19 protein-coding genes and 1 pseudogene are annotated in these 16,656 nt (G+C 59.8%); 4 read left to right on the top strand and 16 right to left on the bottom strand.

Features of this window, described 5'->3' with window-relative positions; all coding sequences use genetic code 11:
- Window positions 1-12 precede the first annotated feature (12 nt).
- The 3 genes from P7F28_RS30185 to P7F28_RS30195 all read right to left on the bottom strand — a co-directional run bounded on the left by P7F28_RS30185 (window position 13) and on the right by P7F28_RS30195 (window position 2,972).
- Window positions 13-894, bottom strand: a complete 882-nt coding sequence (locus P7F28_RS30185) for a tyrosine-protein phosphatase (protein WP_277188752.1) — start codon at window positions 892-894, stop codon at window positions 13-15.
- Window positions 891-2,174 carry an ATP-binding protein gene (locus P7F28_RS30190; RefSeq protein ID WP_277188780.1) on the bottom strand — a complete coding sequence of 428 codons (1,284 nt, stop codon included), beginning with the start codon at window positions 2,172-2,174 and terminating at the stop codon, window positions 891-893. Before P7F28_RS30190 ends, P7F28_RS30185 begins: the two co-directional genes overlap by 4 nt.
- A 69-nt stretch (window positions 2,175-2,243) precedes the next feature.
- Window positions 2,244-2,972 carry a response regulator gene (locus P7F28_RS30195; protein WP_277188753.1) on the bottom strand — a complete coding sequence of 243 codons (729 nt, stop codon included), beginning with the start codon at window positions 2,970-2,972 and terminating at the stop codon, window positions 2,244-2,246.
- Window positions 2,973-3,170: 198 nt separating this feature from the next.
- Between P7F28_RS30195 and P7F28_RS30200 the strand changes: the two genes are divergently transcribed.
- The gene (locus tag P7F28_RS30200) at window positions 3,171-3,917 is read left to right on the top strand and encodes a response regulator (protein WP_277188755.1); all 747 of its coding nucleotides are present in this window, start codon (window positions 3,171-3,173) and stop codon (window positions 3,915-3,917) included.
- Here P7F28_RS30200 and P7F28_RS30205 read toward each other — a convergent pair.
- The 4 genes from P7F28_RS30205 to P7F28_RS30220 are packed head-to-tail and all read right to left on the bottom strand — an operon-like array spanning window position 3,914 to window position 5,542.
- Window positions 3,914-4,585 carry a flagellar basal body L-ring protein FlgH gene (locus tag P7F28_RS30205; protein WP_370467438.1) on the bottom strand — a complete coding sequence of 224 codons (672 nt, stop codon included), beginning with the start codon at window positions 4,583-4,585 and terminating at the stop codon, window positions 3,914-3,916. The two genes, P7F28_RS30200 and P7F28_RS30205, sit on opposite strands and share 4 nt — an antisense overlap.
- Window positions 4,582-5,187 carry a hypothetical protein gene (locus P7F28_RS30210; protein ID WP_277188756.1) on the bottom strand — a complete coding sequence of 202 codons (606 nt, stop codon included), beginning with the start codon at window positions 5,185-5,187 and terminating at the stop codon, window positions 4,582-4,584. The genes P7F28_RS30205 and P7F28_RS30210 overlap by 4 nt, the downstream gene beginning before the upstream one ends.
- A 1-nt stretch (window position 5,188) precedes the next feature.
- Window positions 5,189-5,365, bottom strand: coding sequence for a DUF6726 family protein (locus P7F28_RS30215; RefSeq protein WP_370467439.1), 177 nt, complete (start codon window positions 5,363-5,365; stop codon window positions 5,189-5,191).
- Between the two features lie 12 nt (window positions 5,366-5,377).
- A complete protein-coding gene (locus tag P7F28_RS30220; protein ID WP_277188758.1) occupies window positions 5,378-5,542 on the bottom strand; it encodes a hypothetical protein in 165 nt (54 codons plus the stop codon).
- Between the two features lie 288 nt (window positions 5,543-5,830).
- On the opposite strand from P7F28_RS30220, the gene corA reads away from it, so the two are divergent.
- Window positions 5,831-6,808 carry a magnesium/cobalt transporter CorA gene (gene corA / locus P7F28_RS30225; protein WP_277188760.1) on the top strand — a complete coding sequence of 326 codons (978 nt, stop codon included), beginning with the start codon at window positions 5,831-5,833 and terminating at the stop codon, window positions 6,806-6,808.
- 14 nt (window positions 6,809-6,822) lie between these two features.
- Here corA and P7F28_RS30230 read toward each other — a convergent pair whose 3' ends face one another.
- The 3 genes from P7F28_RS30230 to P7F28_RS30240 all read right to left on the bottom strand — a co-directional run bounded on the left by P7F28_RS30230 (window position 6,823) and on the right by P7F28_RS30240 (window position 9,149).
- Complete coding sequence (locus tag P7F28_RS30230) at window positions 6,823-7,422, bottom strand: DUF4865 family protein (protein ID WP_277188762.1); 600 nt, start codon at window positions 7,420-7,422, stop codon at window positions 6,823-6,825.
- 61 nt (window positions 7,423-7,483) lie between these two features.
- The gene (locus tag P7F28_RS30235; RefSeq protein ID WP_277188764.1) at window positions 7,484-7,696 is read right to left on the bottom strand and encodes a hypothetical protein; all 213 of its coding nucleotides are present in this window, start codon (window positions 7,694-7,696) and stop codon (window positions 7,484-7,486) included.
- Window positions 7,697-7,838: 142 nt separating this feature from the next.
- Window positions 7,839-9,149 carry a chloride channel protein gene (locus P7F28_RS30240; protein WP_277188765.1) on the bottom strand — a complete coding sequence of 437 codons (1,311 nt, stop codon included), beginning with the start codon at window positions 9,147-9,149 and terminating at the stop codon, window positions 7,839-7,841.
- Between the two features lie 120 nt (window positions 9,150-9,269).
- On the opposite strand from P7F28_RS30240, the gene P7F28_RS30245 reads away from it, so the two are divergent.
- Window positions 9,270-10,445, top strand: a complete 1,176-nt coding sequence (locus P7F28_RS30245; RefSeq protein ID WP_277188767.1) for an acyl-CoA dehydrogenase family protein — start codon at window positions 9,270-9,272, stop codon at window positions 10,443-10,445.
- Between the two features lie 13 nt (window positions 10,446-10,458).
- Here P7F28_RS30245 and P7F28_RS30250 read toward each other — a convergent pair whose 3' ends face one another.
- From P7F28_RS30250 to P7F28_RS30270, 5 genes are all read right to left on the bottom strand, one after another.
- Window positions 10,459-11,043 (bottom strand): alpha/beta hydrolase, encoded by a 585-nt coding sequence (locus P7F28_RS30250; protein WP_277188768.1) that lies wholly within the window; start codon window positions 11,041-11,043, stop codon window positions 10,459-10,461.
- A gap of 102 nt (window positions 11,044-11,145) precedes the next feature.
- Complete coding sequence (locus P7F28_RS30255) at window positions 11,146-11,940, bottom strand: ATP-binding cassette domain-containing protein (RefSeq protein ID WP_277188770.1); 795 nt, start codon at window positions 11,938-11,940, stop codon at window positions 11,146-11,148.
- Window positions 11,937-12,737 (bottom strand): aliphatic sulfonate ABC transporter permease SsuC, encoded by an 801-nt coding sequence (gene ssuC / locus P7F28_RS30260; protein ID WP_277188771.1) that lies wholly within the window; start codon window positions 12,735-12,737, stop codon window positions 11,937-11,939. Before ssuC ends, P7F28_RS30255 begins: the two co-directional genes overlap by 4 nt.
- Before the next feature lie 8 nt (window positions 12,738-12,745).
- Complete coding sequence (ssuD, locus tag P7F28_RS30265) at window positions 12,746-13,894, bottom strand: FMNH2-dependent alkanesulfonate monooxygenase (RefSeq protein ID WP_277188773.1); 1,149 nt, start codon at window positions 13,892-13,894, stop codon at window positions 12,746-12,748.
- Between the two features lie 128 nt (window positions 13,895-14,022).
- Window positions 14,023-14,997: a sulfonate ABC transporter substrate-binding protein gene (locus tag P7F28_RS30270; RefSeq protein WP_277188775.1), complete on the bottom strand. Its 975-nt coding sequence runs from the start codon at window positions 14,995-14,997 to the stop codon at window positions 14,023-14,025.
- Window positions 14,998-15,183: 186 nt separating this feature from the next.
- On the opposite strand from P7F28_RS30270, the gene P7F28_RS30275 reads away from it, so the two are divergent.
- The gene (locus P7F28_RS30275; RefSeq protein ID WP_277188776.1) at window positions 15,184-15,999 is read left to right on the top strand and encodes a MetQ/NlpA family lipoprotein; all 816 of its coding nucleotides are present in this window, start codon (window positions 15,184-15,186) and stop codon (window positions 15,997-15,999) included.
- Between the two features lie 23 nt (window positions 16,000-16,022).
- Here P7F28_RS30275 and P7F28_RS30280 read toward each other — a convergent pair.
- A pseudogene (locus P7F28_RS30280) lies at window positions 16,023-16,656 on the bottom strand (Bcr/CflA family drug resistance efflux transporter); the annotation flags it as partial.

The raw sequence follows: 16,656 nt of genomic DNA on the forward strand, positions 1-16,656 counted from the left end.
TTTTCGTGCCCGCTACACCACCCACTTAACCCTAACCATCTCCACATCATCCTGCGCCACGCCCAACCCGCGCGCAAGATATTCATTCAGGGTTCCAAACCGTTTCTGCATCTCATCGAACGCGGCTTCGATCACAGCGCTTTGCGCCTGATAAAGCGGCATCACCGCGGCCTGAGACACGTTGAACCGCGAAGCATGCGCCGCCACGCGCGCGCTGATCTGCGCCTGCGCCGCGACATTCGTCGCCAGATAATCCTGAATAATGACATCGAGCGGCACATCGGCAATGGCGAGGACCAACGCAGCAACCCAGCCCGTTCGATCCTTCCCCGTCGCGCCATGCACCACTTGCGGCCCCGCCTTGCGCGCAAGCTGCGTCAGCACCGCGCCGAACTCACGACACGCGGCCGGATCGGTGATCATGCGGCGTTGCCGGTCGATCATCCATGCGCGGGCGTCGGTGGCATCGGACAACGTTACGGTATCCGTATCGATGCGTGCGATCTCGTGCGTTTCGCGCGTCGCGCCATCGGGCAAGCGGTCGGGCGCGAGCGCCGCTTCGCTCACCGCGCGCAGATCGTGTACGACGCGAATCGACAGGCGTGAGAGTGCGGCGAGATCCGCATCGCTTGCGGTCAATGCGCCTGAACGATAGAACATGCCGCGTCGCAATCGACGTCCGCCGGCGGTCGGATAGGCATCGCCCATGCCGGCCATATCGCGGAAATTTTCTATCGATGTCAAGCGCGGCGCTTCTGCCAAGGCAACCGGCACATCATTGCCGCCGCCGCACGCCGTCAACAAACTCGCGCCAATGCCCGATGAAAACAGCGTCGCGCCCGCCGTACCGCGCAAAAATCGCCGCCGCGAAAATGAAGGTGATAGCGACATCATGCTTCGTGCAGCTCCTGCACTTCGATCACACGCGCGCGCATGCGCTGCACCGGAATCACGATCCGCACGATCAGCCCGCCGCCTTCCGCGTTCGCCACTTCGCATCGACCGTTCTGTTCGCGTGCGAGCCGCGCGACGATCGCCAGTCCCAGACCGCAATGACCATCGCCGCTACGCGCGGGATCGAGCCGCACGAACGGACGCATCGCGTCGGCGATACGTTCATCCGGTATGCCCGGTCCATGATCTCTTACTTCGATATGCCAATCATCTCCCGAACGCGCTGTGCGGATTTCAACCGGCGGTTCCCCATGCTCCAGCGCGTTATCGACGAGATTCGTCATCAGCCGGTCGATAAACGTGCGCGGCAGCATCAACGCATCGCCTGCGTTCAGTGAAAGCAGGAACAACGCATCGCCACCGTCTTCTGGCGCGGGAAACTGTTCCGCGATAAAGTGATCGACGCCGCTTTGCGCGCCATCGCCCGGTGCGCGTGCGGCGAATTCCAGAAACTGCTGAACGATGCGCGTCAGAGAATCGATATCGCGCAACGAGTCGCCACGCGCGTGCATCACGCCGCTATCGGACACAGTGGCGCGCAAACGCATGCGCGTGAGCGGCGCCTTCAGATCATGCGCGATACCCGCGAGCATCACCGTCTTGTCATCTTCGGCATCGGAGACGCGGCGCATCATCTGATTGAACGCGCCGATCAGTTCGCGCAATTCGCGCGGACCTTGTTCATCGACGGGAACGGGACGCTCGCCATCACCAAAACGCCGTGCAGCATGCGCCACGCGCGCAAGCGGACGCTGCAACTGCCAGCTCGCGATCAGCGAGAGCAGCACCGCACCCAGCAACATCACGATGGATTCCGGCACGAACGGCGCGGGCGGCGGCAAATGAATGGGCGTGACGATCCAGAAATTGCTCGACGGATAACGCACCCACAAACGCGAAAAGCCGTTTGCATCCGTATCGACATTGATGCGCGTGCCGGGCGGCAAGCCTTCCGCAATCTGCTGCGCGAGATGCGCGTGACGCGTGCCTTCCGGCTCGCGCAGATCGACCGGCTTCGGCATGTTCCACACCGGCACGATATGCACGTGCATCGCGCGCGCCAGGCGGCCGTCGAGCGTGACATCGCTTTGTGCGGCGGCCAGCACGAGCAGCAAGCCGCGTGCGTAGCCATCGGCTTCGTTGCGTTTGCCCTGACTCGACAGGATTGCGAACCATCCGAACTGCACCAGCAACAGCGCAATCACCGATATCAACGCCATGCGCCCGAACAGCGTGTTGAAGAGTCCCGCCACGCGACGGCGCAGCCATATGATCACCGCGCCCACGCTTCAGGCGACGCGCGAGTCGAACATCGCGCCGTCCATGTCCGGCACGAATACATAGCCCTGCCCGCGCACGGTCTGAACATGACGCGGATTGGAAGGATCGTCTTCGATGATACGGCGCAGACGCCAGATCGGCACATCGAGTCCGCGATCGCGGAACGCGAGTTCATCGCCGCGCAATAAATCGTGGATCAACACGCGCGAGAGAATTTTGTACGGATGCCTGACGAATATTTTAAGCAACGCAAATTCGCTGTCACGCAACGCGATCCGTTCGCCATCGCGAATCAGCGAACGCGATACGAAATCGATTTCGAACTTGCCGACGCGTTCGCGCGCGCAACGCTCCGGCCGGCTCGGCGCGGAAGCACGACGCCGAAGCACCGTTTCGATGCGCGCCAGCAATTCACGCGGATCGAAGGGCTTCGCCAGATAATCGTCCGCGCCGCATTCGAGGCCCGCGATCTTGTCGTTCACGCTGCCGCACGCGGTCAGAAAGATCACCGGCATATCGTCGCCGCTCGCGCGCAGATCGCGCAGCGCGCGCAGGCCATCGGTGTTCGGCATCATGATGTCGAGCACCACAATGGACGGGCGTTCGAGTTCGAGCCGCTGCATCAGGCCGCTGCCGTCGTGCAGCACCGACACGTGCATGCCATGCTCGCGGAAGAAGTGGCGCAGCAGGTCGCGCACCACGGGATCGTCATCGACAAGGAGAACCGAAGTAGTCATCTCAAAATTTTAATGGCGTACCGCCCCGGACAATATGAATTCGCGGATTACATGGAATTACCGTTTCTTACGAAAACTCGCAACGCTTCGCGCCACGCCCGCAGCGTACGCGAGCGCGGCGCGCGCGGATGTAATGGAAAGAAATGGAAAGTTGTCGTGAATCGCTGACAGCGCGTTTTGCGACATAGAATGCGCCGCATGAATCAACATGTCCTGATAGTCGATGACGACCCCGTCGTGCGCGATCTCGTGCGCGAATACCTCCAGAATCACGGTTTCGCCGTGTCGGTGCTGCACGATGGTGCGAGCCTGAAGCGGCGTATCGAGCTGGAACGGCCCGCGATGATCGTGCTCGACGTGATGATGCCCGGCAAGGACGGCATCAGCGCGCTGCGTGAGTTGCGCAACGCAGGCGAAGATATTCCGGTGATTCTTCTGACCGCTCGTTCGGATGTGATCGATCGCGTGATCGGCCTCGAACTCGGCGCGGACGATTATCTTTCCAAGCCTTTCGATCAGCGCGAGTTGCTGGCGCGCATTCGTTCGGTGCTGCGCCGCCGTCACGTCGATTCCCCCGGCGCGCCGGAAATGCGCGCGCCTTATCGTTTCGGCCCGTTCGAAGTGGATTTCGCCGCGCGTGAATTGCGCCGCGATGGTGCGCGCATTGCGCTTCGGTCTGCTGAATTCGCGATGCTGAAGATACTCGTAAAAAATGAAATGATCGTGCTGACGCGCGCGCAGTTGAATGAGCGTATGCGTGGTACTACTACGTATCGCGACCGCAGTCTGGATGTATCGATATGGCGTTTGCGGCGTCTGCTCGAAACCGATCCTTCCGAGCCGCGCTATGTGCAGACGGTTTGGGGACAAGGTTATATCTTCGTGCCGCACGGCGATCCTGCTGCGGCCGATCGCGCCGTGCATACGGACGAGGTAAGAACCTAGAACGTCAGCACGCTCATAAAGAGCTTTTGCAGCCAGCCCATGGTGGTCGAATCCGCAAGCATGCCCACGCCTGCCTGTTCGATTCGCGCATTCGCCACCTTGTTCGATGCCACGTAATTTCCCGCCTCGATATCGCGCGGATTGACGATACCCGAGAAGCGCATGCGATCCTGATTGCCGTCCATCGCGATCACCTTGTCGCCTGCCACCACGAGATTGCCGCCCGGCAACGTGCCGATAATCGATACCGCCAGCGTGCCGCTCATCGCGCTGATATTCGATGTGCTGCCCTCGCCCTTGAACGACGTACTCGCCGATCCGACGTTGAACAAGCGCGCCAGCCGTGCCGCCGCACCGCTCGATTTATCCGCCGCTTCCGCGCTGATACTGCTCGCGCGGCTCGCTTCCGCATTTGCTTTGTTGCTGCCCTGATACGATTCCGCCAGCCGAATGGTGAGCACGTCGCCCACTTTCTGCGCGCGCGGCGTTTCATAGAGCGAATACGCGTTGCCCGCCTGGAAAATTGCGCCTTGCGTGTTGACGTTCACGGGCTGCGCAACCGTAGGCGCGAAGGTCGGCATCTCGACGATCGAGCGTGAACCCGAAGACGAACACGCCGCCAGCATAAACACAGTACAACCAACTAACCTCGTTTTCATTCGATTCATTCCCCCATTGCAGCGGCGACGCGCCATTGTTCATTCAGATGCGCGAGCCACGCTTCGTGATCTTTCAATCGATAGATCACGCGCGCCGTCGCTGCGCCTTCGTTGGCTTCCAGCGTGATCGAACTGGTCGCGTTCTCCCAGATACGGCTCGCATAACCATGCTTGCGTTGCACGCGCGCCGCACCGTAACGCGCGGCGAGTGCATCGGCGAAATCGCGGGCCAGGCGTGAATCGAACACGAAGGACATGCGATACAAACGCGGCGAGCTTTCGCCTGGCATCGCGGCGAAGCGCATCACGTGATCGAACGACGGCGCGCAATCGACGATCGCCTGCGACGCCTGCCACCCCGCTTGCGTGCGATGCGCCCATTTGCACGCAATCGACACGTTCGATCCCACCGCCACGTTCATGCCGAGCGAAGCCGCTTCCGCATCCGTTTCGCAGACCGCGACGCTGCCATCGGGTATGGCGAGCGCGGGCGTTTGATGCCTGAATTCATCGAGCGAAATGCCCAAAGGCAGGCCGCGAAACGCGTAGGGCTTCTGAGCAAACGCGAGCATCGGAACGCATAGAGAAGCGAGCACGAGTAAGCGTTTCATATCAGTCGATCGCACTGGCGCAGGTATCGAAGGGTGCGGCGGCGGCGTGACCGACAACGGGCACGATCTTCAGCGTCGCCGATGTCAAACGGCACGGCAGCGCCGCGACCGCGCAGCCATCGAGCGCGAATGGACAAGCCGCAAAAAGCGCGAGCAACAGCGCATGAGCAAGACGCATCGGCATGATCGCTCAGGCGGTGGTATCGATGAAATTGCCGAGATGCGAAGGATTGCTTGGCAATGTGGGCGCGGCCGGAGCCGTTGGTGTCGGGCCGCTGTCAGTGGGTTGCTTGATCGGAAACGATTGCGCGGACGATTGCGGGATGTGATGCGTGGTCGGTGAGGTGACGTTCATGCTTCTGCACTCCATGAGAAATGATTCGATGGAGTGCATTGTGAAGCGAGGCTTGTCCAGCGAATTGTGTGAGCAGAACGCCGTTTTCGCGAGGGCTTACTAATGCTTATAAGTGATTACCCGGTGATTACCGAGTCTTTCCGGTCCATCTGCATGCCGTTCGTAAGACCGTCGTACTCGTGTCGTCAGCAAGCGCACGCACGGAGCGCGCTGTCATCAAACCGTCGATTGCCGCATGCACGATGCCAGCGGCGCGCATTCCCATCCCTCATGCAAGGAGACGAAAACATGCTGATCGCCTGCGTTGCCTATCAGGACGGCCGAAAGCTCGGCGATATCACCATCGATAAAATCAGCGACTATGTGCAGAAGCCGGAATGCTTCGTATGGGTCGCATTGAAAGACCCCGAGCCCGCAGAACTCGATGCGATGAAAGAAGAATTCGGCCTGCACGAACTCGCGGTGGAAGACGTGCGCTCGCATCATCAATGGCCGAAAATCGAGGAATACGACGACTCGCTCTTCGCGGTGATGCACACCGTCGAGCGCAAGGAAGACGGCTCGCTCGACTTTGGTGAAGTCGATGTGTTTGCCGGTCCGAACTATATTCTCTCAGTCCGCATGCGCACCGCGCACGGCTTCAAGAAGGTGCGCGAGCGCTGCGAAAGCGAGCCGCCGCTGCTCAAGCAAGGTTCAGCCTTCGTGCTCTATGCGTTGATGGACGATATCGTCGATAGCTATTTCAACGTGCTCGAATCCATGACGGCGGAACTCGAAGAACTGGAAGACCGCATTTTCGGGCCGCAGGAACAGGCCGAAGCGCGCGCGATCATCGAAGAGTTGTATCGATTCAAACGGCGGCTGGTGGTGATGCGCCATCATGTCGGCCCGCTGCTCGAAGGCGTCGGCAAGCTGATGGGCTGGCGCGTGCCGCGTATCTGCGAAGGCATGACGACGTACTATAAAGACGTGTACTTCCACCTGGAACGCATTGTCGGCGCAATCGAAGGACGGCGTGAAATGGTCATTACGGCCATTCAGGTCAACCTCGGCATGATCGCACTCGCCGATAGCGAAATCACCAAGCGTTTAGGCACATTTGCGGCCATGTTCGCGGTGCCGACCATGATCGCCGGCATCTACGGGATGAACTTCGAGCATATGCCGGAGCTGCATTCGAAGTATGGTTATCCGATTGTGATTACGGTGATCGTGGTGATCGAAATCATGCTGTTCCGCTTCTTCCGGCGCGCGAAGTGGATTTAACTTCGGATGGCTGATTAACGTGCGTTGTCTGATACGAGCGTGTCTACGTTCGGTGCGGAAACGTGGACCACTTCGTAGCTCCACGCGTCCGCGGGCAAATCGCGCTGCTCGCATCGCCAGTAATCGAAGCGCACGAGCGTCCAGTCTTCCATGTTCACGCCCACGGCGCGCGCAATCAAATCCGGATGATTCGATACGGCGTCTTGCGCCTTCGCGACTTCATCGCTTCGTAGTGCGGAGAGATCGGATTCGGGCGCAATCTGCATGCTTTCACGCGATACGCTGCGTACCGCGTGAAAGTCCGTATCGTCGGGATTGCGCGCGAAGGCGAACGCGGGCCATGAACGGATCGGCGTCCAGCCGAAGGAATCGAGAATGCCTTTGAATAGATGGGTGGCGACAAAGCCCCACATCGGCTCGATAGAGGGCCATAAATAAACCGGCGCGTATTGATTGGCCTGCGCACCGCAAACGCCGCGCTCGCGGATCAGAAAGACCTTTGCGCCAAGACCGGGCAACGTATCGAATGCCGCCGACTTGTCCGCGATGCGTTTGCGGATGATGGACATGTCGTAGTCGGCAGGAAGCGCGACCACGTATTGTTTGATAAGCATGCTGTCTCCGTTTCAAATCCGGAGAAACATAGTGCCATCTTTGATGTAAGCGTGCCCGACATCAATGCAGCGGCGCTTCGCCCGATAGTTGCACCGCATCTGCTGTGAAGTATCCGGCACGTGCATAAACAGCGATATTCTCCAGCCGGTCGGCATCGGTGCATTCATCGGTTTCGCATGAACACGCGCCCATATAACGCTGCGCATCGCGCGTCAGCTTGCGCTCGCGCGCTCGTTCGATCGACACCAATAAACTGCGCCAGTATTGCGCCATGGTTTGCTCCATCGCGTAGGTTCGATGAAAGCATCGTAGAGCGTCATAAACAGTTCGGCAAACAAGCTTTTCTGCATTGCATTGCATCGCCCAGAAACGGTGCATAGTTCTGACATGCTTATCATCTGAACAAAGCGTGCTTTTAAGGCGTGATCCCATCGACACCATTCGTAGGCTCACCCGGCAGCGCCGATGCACGCGACACATACGCCTCCACCGCCCGATACGTCACCACCGATCCCGCAATGCCCAGCGCCGTCGGAATCAAAAACTCCTGGCTGAAGCGCGTAAATTCCATCATCAGCACAATCGCCGTGACGGGCATCTGCATCGATGCGCCAAGAAACGATGCCGCGCCGACCACCGCAAATGCGCCGAGCGTGGTGCCCGGCCAGATCATGTTCCAGATACCGCCGAGTATCACGGCGAGCAGCGCACCGTTGGTGAGACCCGGCGTGAGCAACCCACCTTCCGCGCCCGCGCGCAGCGTGCTCACTTCGACGATCACTTTCAACACGAGCAGCACGCATGCAAGGCCAACGGTCACGTCGTTATCGAACGATAAACCCGCTGCGCCGCGCCCGTTGCCGACGAGTTGCGGATACGCCATCGCCAGCAAGCCGACGACGATAAAGTTGATGATGGTGAGCAAGGGCAAGGCATTGCCGCGCGGCGCCGCCTCGCGCGCGGCGGACGTTACTTTCACGAAGGCCCACGCCGCCGCACCGAACAAAGGCCCTGTAATCACGGCCCAAACCACGATTTGCGCATTGAACACCAGCACGGGCAACTGATACTGCTGCCCATCGCCGAGTCCGATCCACGCGACGATGGCCGCGATCGCAGAAGTGGCGAATGCAGTCGCGGCGATCGACCATTCGAAGGTGCAAAGCAGCACTTCGAGCACGTACACGGCACCGCCCAGCGGCACGTTATAGACCGCAGCCAATCCCGCGCCCGCGCCGCACGCGACCATCACGCGCGCCTGCGCGGGCGTGAGTCCTGCGTAATGCGACAGCCAGCCGGCCCATAACGCGGCAATCTCGCGCGGCGCGACTTCGCGGCCGAGCGGCGAGCCCATCGCAACGGTCACGATCTGCAACACCACATGCGTGATCGTGCTGATTACCGGCATGCGCGGATCGTCCGCTATTACGGCTTTGCGGATGCTCATCAACGGCTTGCCGTATCGATACAAACACCACCAGCCGATACCCGCAATCACGCCCGCCACGCTCAGCACGATCAGCCGCCGTTCGGGCGATGCCGCCGTCACGCCTTCCAGAAACGATTCACGCCCGACCAGCGTATCGAGGCTGTAGCCGTAGGCAATATGCTGAACCGCATGCAGCAACAGCGCCAGCGACATGCCGCCGATGCCCGCGCCCAGCCCGACCAGCGCGGTAATCACGACGATCTTCGTGCCCGAAGGCAAGCGGTAGGAGGAAATCATGGCGGCATGGGTCGCGTGGAAATGTGCAGAGTATCGCGTTTATAGCGTTAGTAGTGCCGGAGATGGCGCGACGCTGTTACTCTTGCTCTTGCTCTGACGAATCCAATGCGAGACAACGTGATGAATAATCGACACAACACCGCCGCGTGGGCCGAACCGCTGAATGCGGTGTTACGCGAATGGGCGCAAACCGCCGCCGCACGCGACAAGGCCGGCGGCACCGCATTCCACGAGCGCGATCTGTTGCGCAAGAGTGGTCTGCTGCGTCTGAGCATTCCTATCGAACATGGTGGTGACGGCGCGCCGTGGTCCGTGACTTTCGATGTGGTACGCCGCATGGCGCAGGTGGATAGTTCGCTCGCGCATCTGTTCGCGTTCCATCATCTTCAGCTCGCAACCATTCGATTGTTCGGCAACGCGGCGCAAAACCGGCATCTGTTGAGTGAGACGGTAAAACAAGGCTGGTTCTGGGGCAATGCACTCAATCCGCTCGATAAAGGCACGCGCGCGCTGCACGACGGCGCAGGCTTCGTGTTCGATGGCCGCAAGAGCTTCTGTTCCGGCGCACGCGATTCCGATCGACTGCTCGCTTCCGCTTATGATGATCAGGATCGCTTACATATTGCCGTGGTGCCGACGAATCGTGAAGGCATTACCGTGCTCGATGATTGGGACAACATGGGGCAACGTCAGACGGACAGCGGCACGGTCATTTTTGAACGCGTGCGCATCGACGCCGATGAAGTGCTGAGCGATCCGGGTCCGCTGTCCAGTCACTTCGCGCGTCTGCGTCCGCTGCTCGCACAGGCGATTCTGAGCCATATCTATCTCGGCATCGGCGAAGGCGCGATGCAGGCGGCGCGTGAAGCGACGCTGGCGCAGACGCGGCCGTGGATGGCATCGACGGCCGCGCGGCCTTCGGAAGATCAGTACGTGCTCGCGCAATACGGCAACTTCTGGCTCGAACTCGAAGGTGCGCGTCTGCTCGCGGAACGCGCCATGCAGACTTTGGATGCAGCGTGGGATCGCGGGCTCGAGCTGACCGAAACGGAGCGTGGCGAGACCGCGATTGCGGTGGCGGCATCGAAAGTCGCGGCGGCGCGTGCGGGGCTGGATGTGGCCAATCGCATGTTCGAAGTGACGGGCGCAAGATCGACTACGGCTGCTTTAAGGCTGGACCGATTTTGGCGCAATGTGCGCGTGCATACGCTGCATGATCCGATCGACTATAAAGTGCGGGAATTGGGGGATTGGGCGTTGAATGGCAGAATGCCGAAGGCTTCGTTTTATTCGTGATGGATCGAACTGCTCACGCACTCAACTGCACCGCATACCGCTCCTCATCCCGCTCAACGCCCACTCTCCTCGCCAGCGTCTCGACAAAGTGCTTCGCCAGCGGCCACGGACCAAAACCTGCCGCCGTATTGATATGCCCGGCATCGCCAAGATTGACGAACGCGCTGTTCCAGCGCTGCGCCAGCGTTCGCGCCTCGTCGATCGGCATCCATGGGTCGGTCACGCTGCCGACCACCAGCGACGGCACGTCGAGACGGCGCGCGTCGAAGGCACCGGCGAAGCGAAACTTGAAGGGACTCGCGGGCGCCACGAACAATACGCCGAGCACATCCGCACGCAACGCGACGCGTGAGTGACGCGTCAACGCATGCGCTGTCGCCAGGCATCCGAAGCTGTGCGCGGCCAGCACCACCGGACCGCCGATATGCGCGAGCGTATCGCGCACGGCATCGCTCCATGTGTCGAGATGGGGCGCGTCCCAATCGTCCTGCTCCACGCGCTGCGCATCCGGCATCTGCCGTTCGAGCCACGTCTGCCAATGCGCGCCCTCGCTGCCGTGCAGACCGGGAACCGTAACCAGCGTGACATTCGTACTCACGTTCGATTCTCCTTGAAGATCTTCACCTTCATTGTCGATGCGAGCGCACCGACGGAGAACCAATTTATCGTCATTTGTTTCGACGTAAAGTGCGTGCTGAGCTTACGATTTATTCAGCACACGCGACAGCACGCGCTCTTCCAGTTCCGCGAATCCTTGCATGACGCGCGAACGTGGGCGCGGCAGCGGCACCGCCGTATCGAGCGTGATACGCTCCGCCTCTATCAAAACGATACGGTCTCCCAACGAAACTGCCTCCTGCACATCATGCGTCACCAGCAGCGCCGTGAACTTGTGCTCGCGCCACAATCGCTCGATCAGACCGTGCATTTCGATACGCGTCAACGCATCGAGCGCGCCGAGCGGTTCGTCGAGCAAGAGCAGATCCGGCCGATGCACCAGCGCCCGCGCCAGCGCCACACGCTGACGCTGTCCGCCCGACAATTGCGATGGCCAGTCTTTCTCGCGTTCCGACAAACCCACTTCCGCCAGCGTCGCGCGCGCTTCGTCGCGCCGATTTCGCGGCAAGCCGATCATCACGTTATCGAGCACGCTTTTCCACGGCAGCAGCCGCGCGTCCTGAAACATGATGCGCACCTGCAAATCGTCGCCGTTGCGCGCAGCATGGCGTTGCACGGTGCCACGAGTTGCATCGTCGAGACCGGCGATCAGGCGCAGCAAAGTGGATTTTCCACAACCGCTGCGCCCGACGATCGACACGAAACCACCGCGTTCGATCGAGAAATCCAGCTTATCCAGAACGGTACGCTCTCCGAAGCGTTTCTCCACGCCACGCAAAGACACCGCGATATCGCCATGTGCGGACGGCGCACGTTTGAGCGGTTCCGCGTCTTTCAACAACGCGGGCGCGAACGATTCGACATCGATCAGATTCATGATTGCGCCTTCGTGTTCACCTGATACGCCGGATGCCAGCGCAACGTCACGCGTTCGATCCAACGCGCGGCCATATCCGCGAGTTTGCCGAGCAGCGCATAGAGCAGGATGCCGACAACTACGACATCGGTTTGCAGGAACTCGCGCGCGTTCATCGTCATATAGCCGATGCCCGATTGCGCCGAAATGGTTTCCGCGACGATCAGCATGACCCACATCAGCCCGAATGCGAAGCGCACGCCAACGAGAATGGACGGCAACGCGCCCGGCAAAATCACATGCCGATACAGCGCCACGCCCGACAAACCATAACTCTTCGACATCTCGATCAGATCGCGATCCACCGAGCGAATGCCGTGATACGTGTTGACGTACACCGGAAAGAACACGCCCAGCGCCACCAGCACGAGCTTCGCTTCTTCGCCGATGCCGAACCACAGAATCAGCAGCGGAATCAGCGCCAGTGCGGGGATATTGCGGATCATCTGCACGGTGGAATCGAGCGCGACTTCGGCGGGCTTGAAGAGGCCTGTCGCCAGTCCCAGCACGAATCCGATGCCGCCGCCGATGGCAAAGCCCACCATCGCGCGCCACGCGCTGACCTTCACGTTCGCCCACATCTCGCCGGATTGAATCAACGTCCACGCTGCTTTGACGACCGCGAGCGGCTCGGGCAATACGCGCACAGACAAACCGCCCGATCGCGCCGCGCCTTCCCATGCGACGAGGATAAGCAGCGGCACGATCCACGGCAACGCCCGCGCGCCAACGTGCTTCAAAGTGTTATTCGATACCATGTTCAAGCTCAACTTTGCGACGCAGCCTTCGGCAACACCGACGTGCCGATGACTTCACCGAACGGTCCCGAAAGCGGCCCTTTCGCCTGTTCACGCTGTGCACGCGGCAGCAACGGAAACACGAGTTCCGCAAATCGATAGGATTCCTCGAGATGTGGATAACCCGACAGAATGAACGTCTCGATGCCAAGCTCCGCATATTGCTTCATCAAGCCTGCAACCTGCTGCGGATTGCCTACCAGCGCCGTGCCCGCACCGCCACGCACGAGACCCACGCCAGCCCACAAATGCGGATACACCTCCAGCTTGTCGCGATTGCCGCCGTGCAGCGCAGCCATGCGGCGCTGGCCTTCCGAGTCCATCTTTGCGAACTGAGCTTGTGCGCGGCCGATGGTTTCATCGTCGAGTTTGCTGATAAGTTTGTCCGCGTCGGCCCACGCTTCTTGTTCGGTTTCGCGCACGATCACATGCAGGCGAATGCCGAACTTGATCTCGCGTCCTTCGGCGGCAGCCCGCTTGCGGATATCGCTGAGCTTCTTTTCGACATCGGCGGGCGGTTCGCCCCACGTCAGATACGTATCGATATGCTTGGCCGCAATCTCATGCGCGGCCGGCGACGAACCGCCGAACCACAAAGGCGGATGCTTTTGCACCGGCGGATACAACACCTTCCCGCCCTGCGATTTAAGGTGTTTTCCGTCGAAATCGAAGCTGCCGTTATCGTGCGATGTTTCCAGCAGACCGCGCCAGATGCTAAGAAATTCATCGGTGATTTCATAGCGCGTATCGTGGCTTTCGAATACGCCATCGCCTGCGAGTTCATTCGGATCGCCGCCCGTCACCACGTTGATCAGCAAGCGCCCGTTCGACAAACGATCGAAGGTCGATGCCATGCGCGCCGACAATCCCGGTGAACTCAGGCCGGGACGAATGGCGACCAGAAACTTGAGACGTTGGGTCGCCGGAATCAGGCTCGATGCGACCACCCATGCGTCTTCGCATGAACGGCCCGTGGGCAGCAAAACGCCTTCATAGCCGAGCGTATCGGCGGCTATGGCGATTTGCCGGAAGTAATCGTAATTCGCTGCGCGCGCGCCTTGCTGCGTACCGAGATAGCGGCTGTCGCCATGCGTGGGAATGAACCAGAAGACATTCATCGTCGTATCTATGCTTATATGCTTAATGCTTTAAGGAATATGCGGACGCGCCTGCACCTTCGACGAGTCTAGCGACGCGTCTAAGGCAGGCTAACCATCGATTAACGCTAAGAATGTGTGCGATTCTGCTAAGCGACGTTCCAGCGCGCTTCGGTCACGTCGAGCTTCTTTGGAATCAGCTTAAGTTCGGTGAAGGTATCCGCAATTTGCTGTTGATACGTAAGCGTGGCGGGCGCAATCGGCTGCACGCCGTAGGACGTGCGTTTGAGCGCGGTTTCGAGCGTGCCTGCATCGAGTCCGACCAAGGGCGAGAGTTGCGCCGCGACTGCGGACACGTTATCGCGCGCCCAGGCATCGACCTGATTCAGTTCTTCCAGCAAAGCCTTGACGAGTTGCGGTTGTCCTGACGCTATCTTGCGTGTGGCCAGGTAGTACTGCACGTTACGCACGATGCCGTTTGCATCGGTCAACTGGCGCGCGCCAGTCTGGCGTTCGACGGCGGCAAGATACGGGTCCCAGATCGCCCACGCATCGACGCTGCCTTGAACGAAGGCGGCGCGCGCATCGGCGGGAGCGAGGTAGACGGGCTGAATATCCGACCACGCGAGCTTCGATTTCTTCAGCGCCTCCACCAGCAGATAATGCACATTCGAACCCTTGTTTAAAGCCACTTTCTTGCCCCGCAACTCCGCGACCGAACGAATGGCCGAGTCCTTCGGCACGACGATGGCTTCGGCATGCGGCGCGGGCGGCTCGCTTGCGACATAGACAAAATCGACGCCTGCGGCCTGCGCGAAAATCGGCGGCGTTTCGCCTACCGTGCCGACATCGACCGCGCCCGCATTCAACCCTTCGAGCAATTGCGGACCAGCGGGAAATTCGAGCCATTGCACACTGACGCCTTGCGCCGCAAGCCGCTTTTCGAGCGATCCTCGCGCCTTAAGCGCGACGAAATTACCGTACTTCTGATAGCCGATGCGAAGCGTCTTCGGTGCATCGTCAGCACGTGCGATGGTGCCGCTGAAGGCACCCGTTGCGGCAGCGCTTAGCGCAGCGAGTTTCGCAAACGCACGGCGGCGGGACGAATCGATAGGTCGCGACATACGAATTCCTCGTAAAGCTAATGATAGGTCCGCCGATCTTAGCAACGCGACTTTGCGCGGCTAAACGAGGAATCGTGATATCGATATGCGTTTCAACGCAGCATATGAATAGTGCTCGATATTATTTGGCGCAGGCCTTGCGCGCCTCTAGCATCACGCTTCTCTCAACTCGCGTGCGTGCGCATCATGAAGATCAAATCCACTTTGCTTTCGATACTACTGGCATGCGGTGCTTTAAGCATTCAGCCGTCTTATGCGGCGAATCAGACCGTGCGCGTAGGCATCATGTCAGGCGAAGACGAAGACGTCTGGCGCACCGTCGCGGCCAATGCGGCGAAGCACGGCATCACGGTCAAGGTCACGACATTCGCCGACTACACGCAGCCGAACGAGGCCCTCGCGCAACACGATCTCGACGCGAATTCGTTTCAGCATCAGCCTTATCTCGATGCGCAAATTCAGGCGCGTCATTACGCAATCGTGCCGGTTGGCTTTACGTATGTTCAGCCGATCGGACTGTATTCACGCAAGTGGAAATCCGTCGATGCCTTGCCGCAGAATGCCGCCATCGGCGTGCCGAACGATCCGAGCAACGAAGGCCGTGCGCTATTGCTTTTGCAGGCGAATGGCGTAATCAAACTGCGCGATGGCGTGGGCCTGTTGCCTACGGCGCGCGATATCGCGAGTAATCCGAAGCATGTGCAAATCAAGGAACTCGATGCAGGTATCGTAGGCCGCGCAATCGGCGATCTGGATGCAGCCGTCGTCAATACCGACTGGGCGATCAAGGCAGGCATTCAGATTCCGCAAGAACGGATTGCGCAAGAGAAAGTGCCGTCCAATCCGTATCGGAATTTTATTGCGGTGAACGCCAAAGACGCTAAAGCGCCGTGGGTAAAGACGATTGTCGAGAGTTATCAGCAGGCGAATGTGGCTTCGTCCATTCTCGCTGTTTATCATGGCGCGACGATTCCGGCGTGGGACGGCGCGCCTCAGCGCTAAAGGACTTTTCTGCTACTGCAATGCTAACGAGCAGTAGCAGGAAACTCCGCCGCCTGCGGCTTTTCCAGATGCCGCAACAAGAACGAAACCATCACGACGACGATAAACGCAAGCGCCACGAAAAACACGGCCAGCGGGAAAAGTATCTGCACGGAAACAAAGCCTGCTACGCCCATCATCACAGAAGACACGAGCAGCAACGCGCAGCCCAGAATTGCAGCGGTCAACCCTGCGATATGCGGAAACAGTGAATTCCCTTTAGCCATTAACGTGGGATACATCGCACCGGCGCAGAAGCCCATCACGAGCACGGGCAGAGAAAGCGTCCATACGCGCAAGCCGACGATGATCGACAGCAGCAACATCACGATCGCAGCGGCCGCCATCAAACGCGAACCGATTCGCAAGCGCGCTTCGGGCGTAGGAAAGCGCGGCCCGTGCAAGCGATTCGACAAGCCGCCGAGAAAGTACATCAGGCCGATTGCCAACGCGAGATAACCAAAGAACGTCGGCGGCTGATGAAGCGTGTTCTGCACCATGAACGGCCCGACGATATTGAACACCAGCAGAATGCTGTAACACAGTCCTTGCGCCAGAAAACAGCTTTGAAACACGGGACTTGCGAGCACTTTTCCGGTATTCGACAGCAACGTGCGA

Origin of the sequence: Caballeronia sp. BR00000012568055 (genome assembly GCF_029439455.1) — a bacterium.
Classification (GTDB): Bacteria; Pseudomonadota; Gammaproteobacteria; order Burkholderiales; family Burkholderiaceae; genus Caballeronia.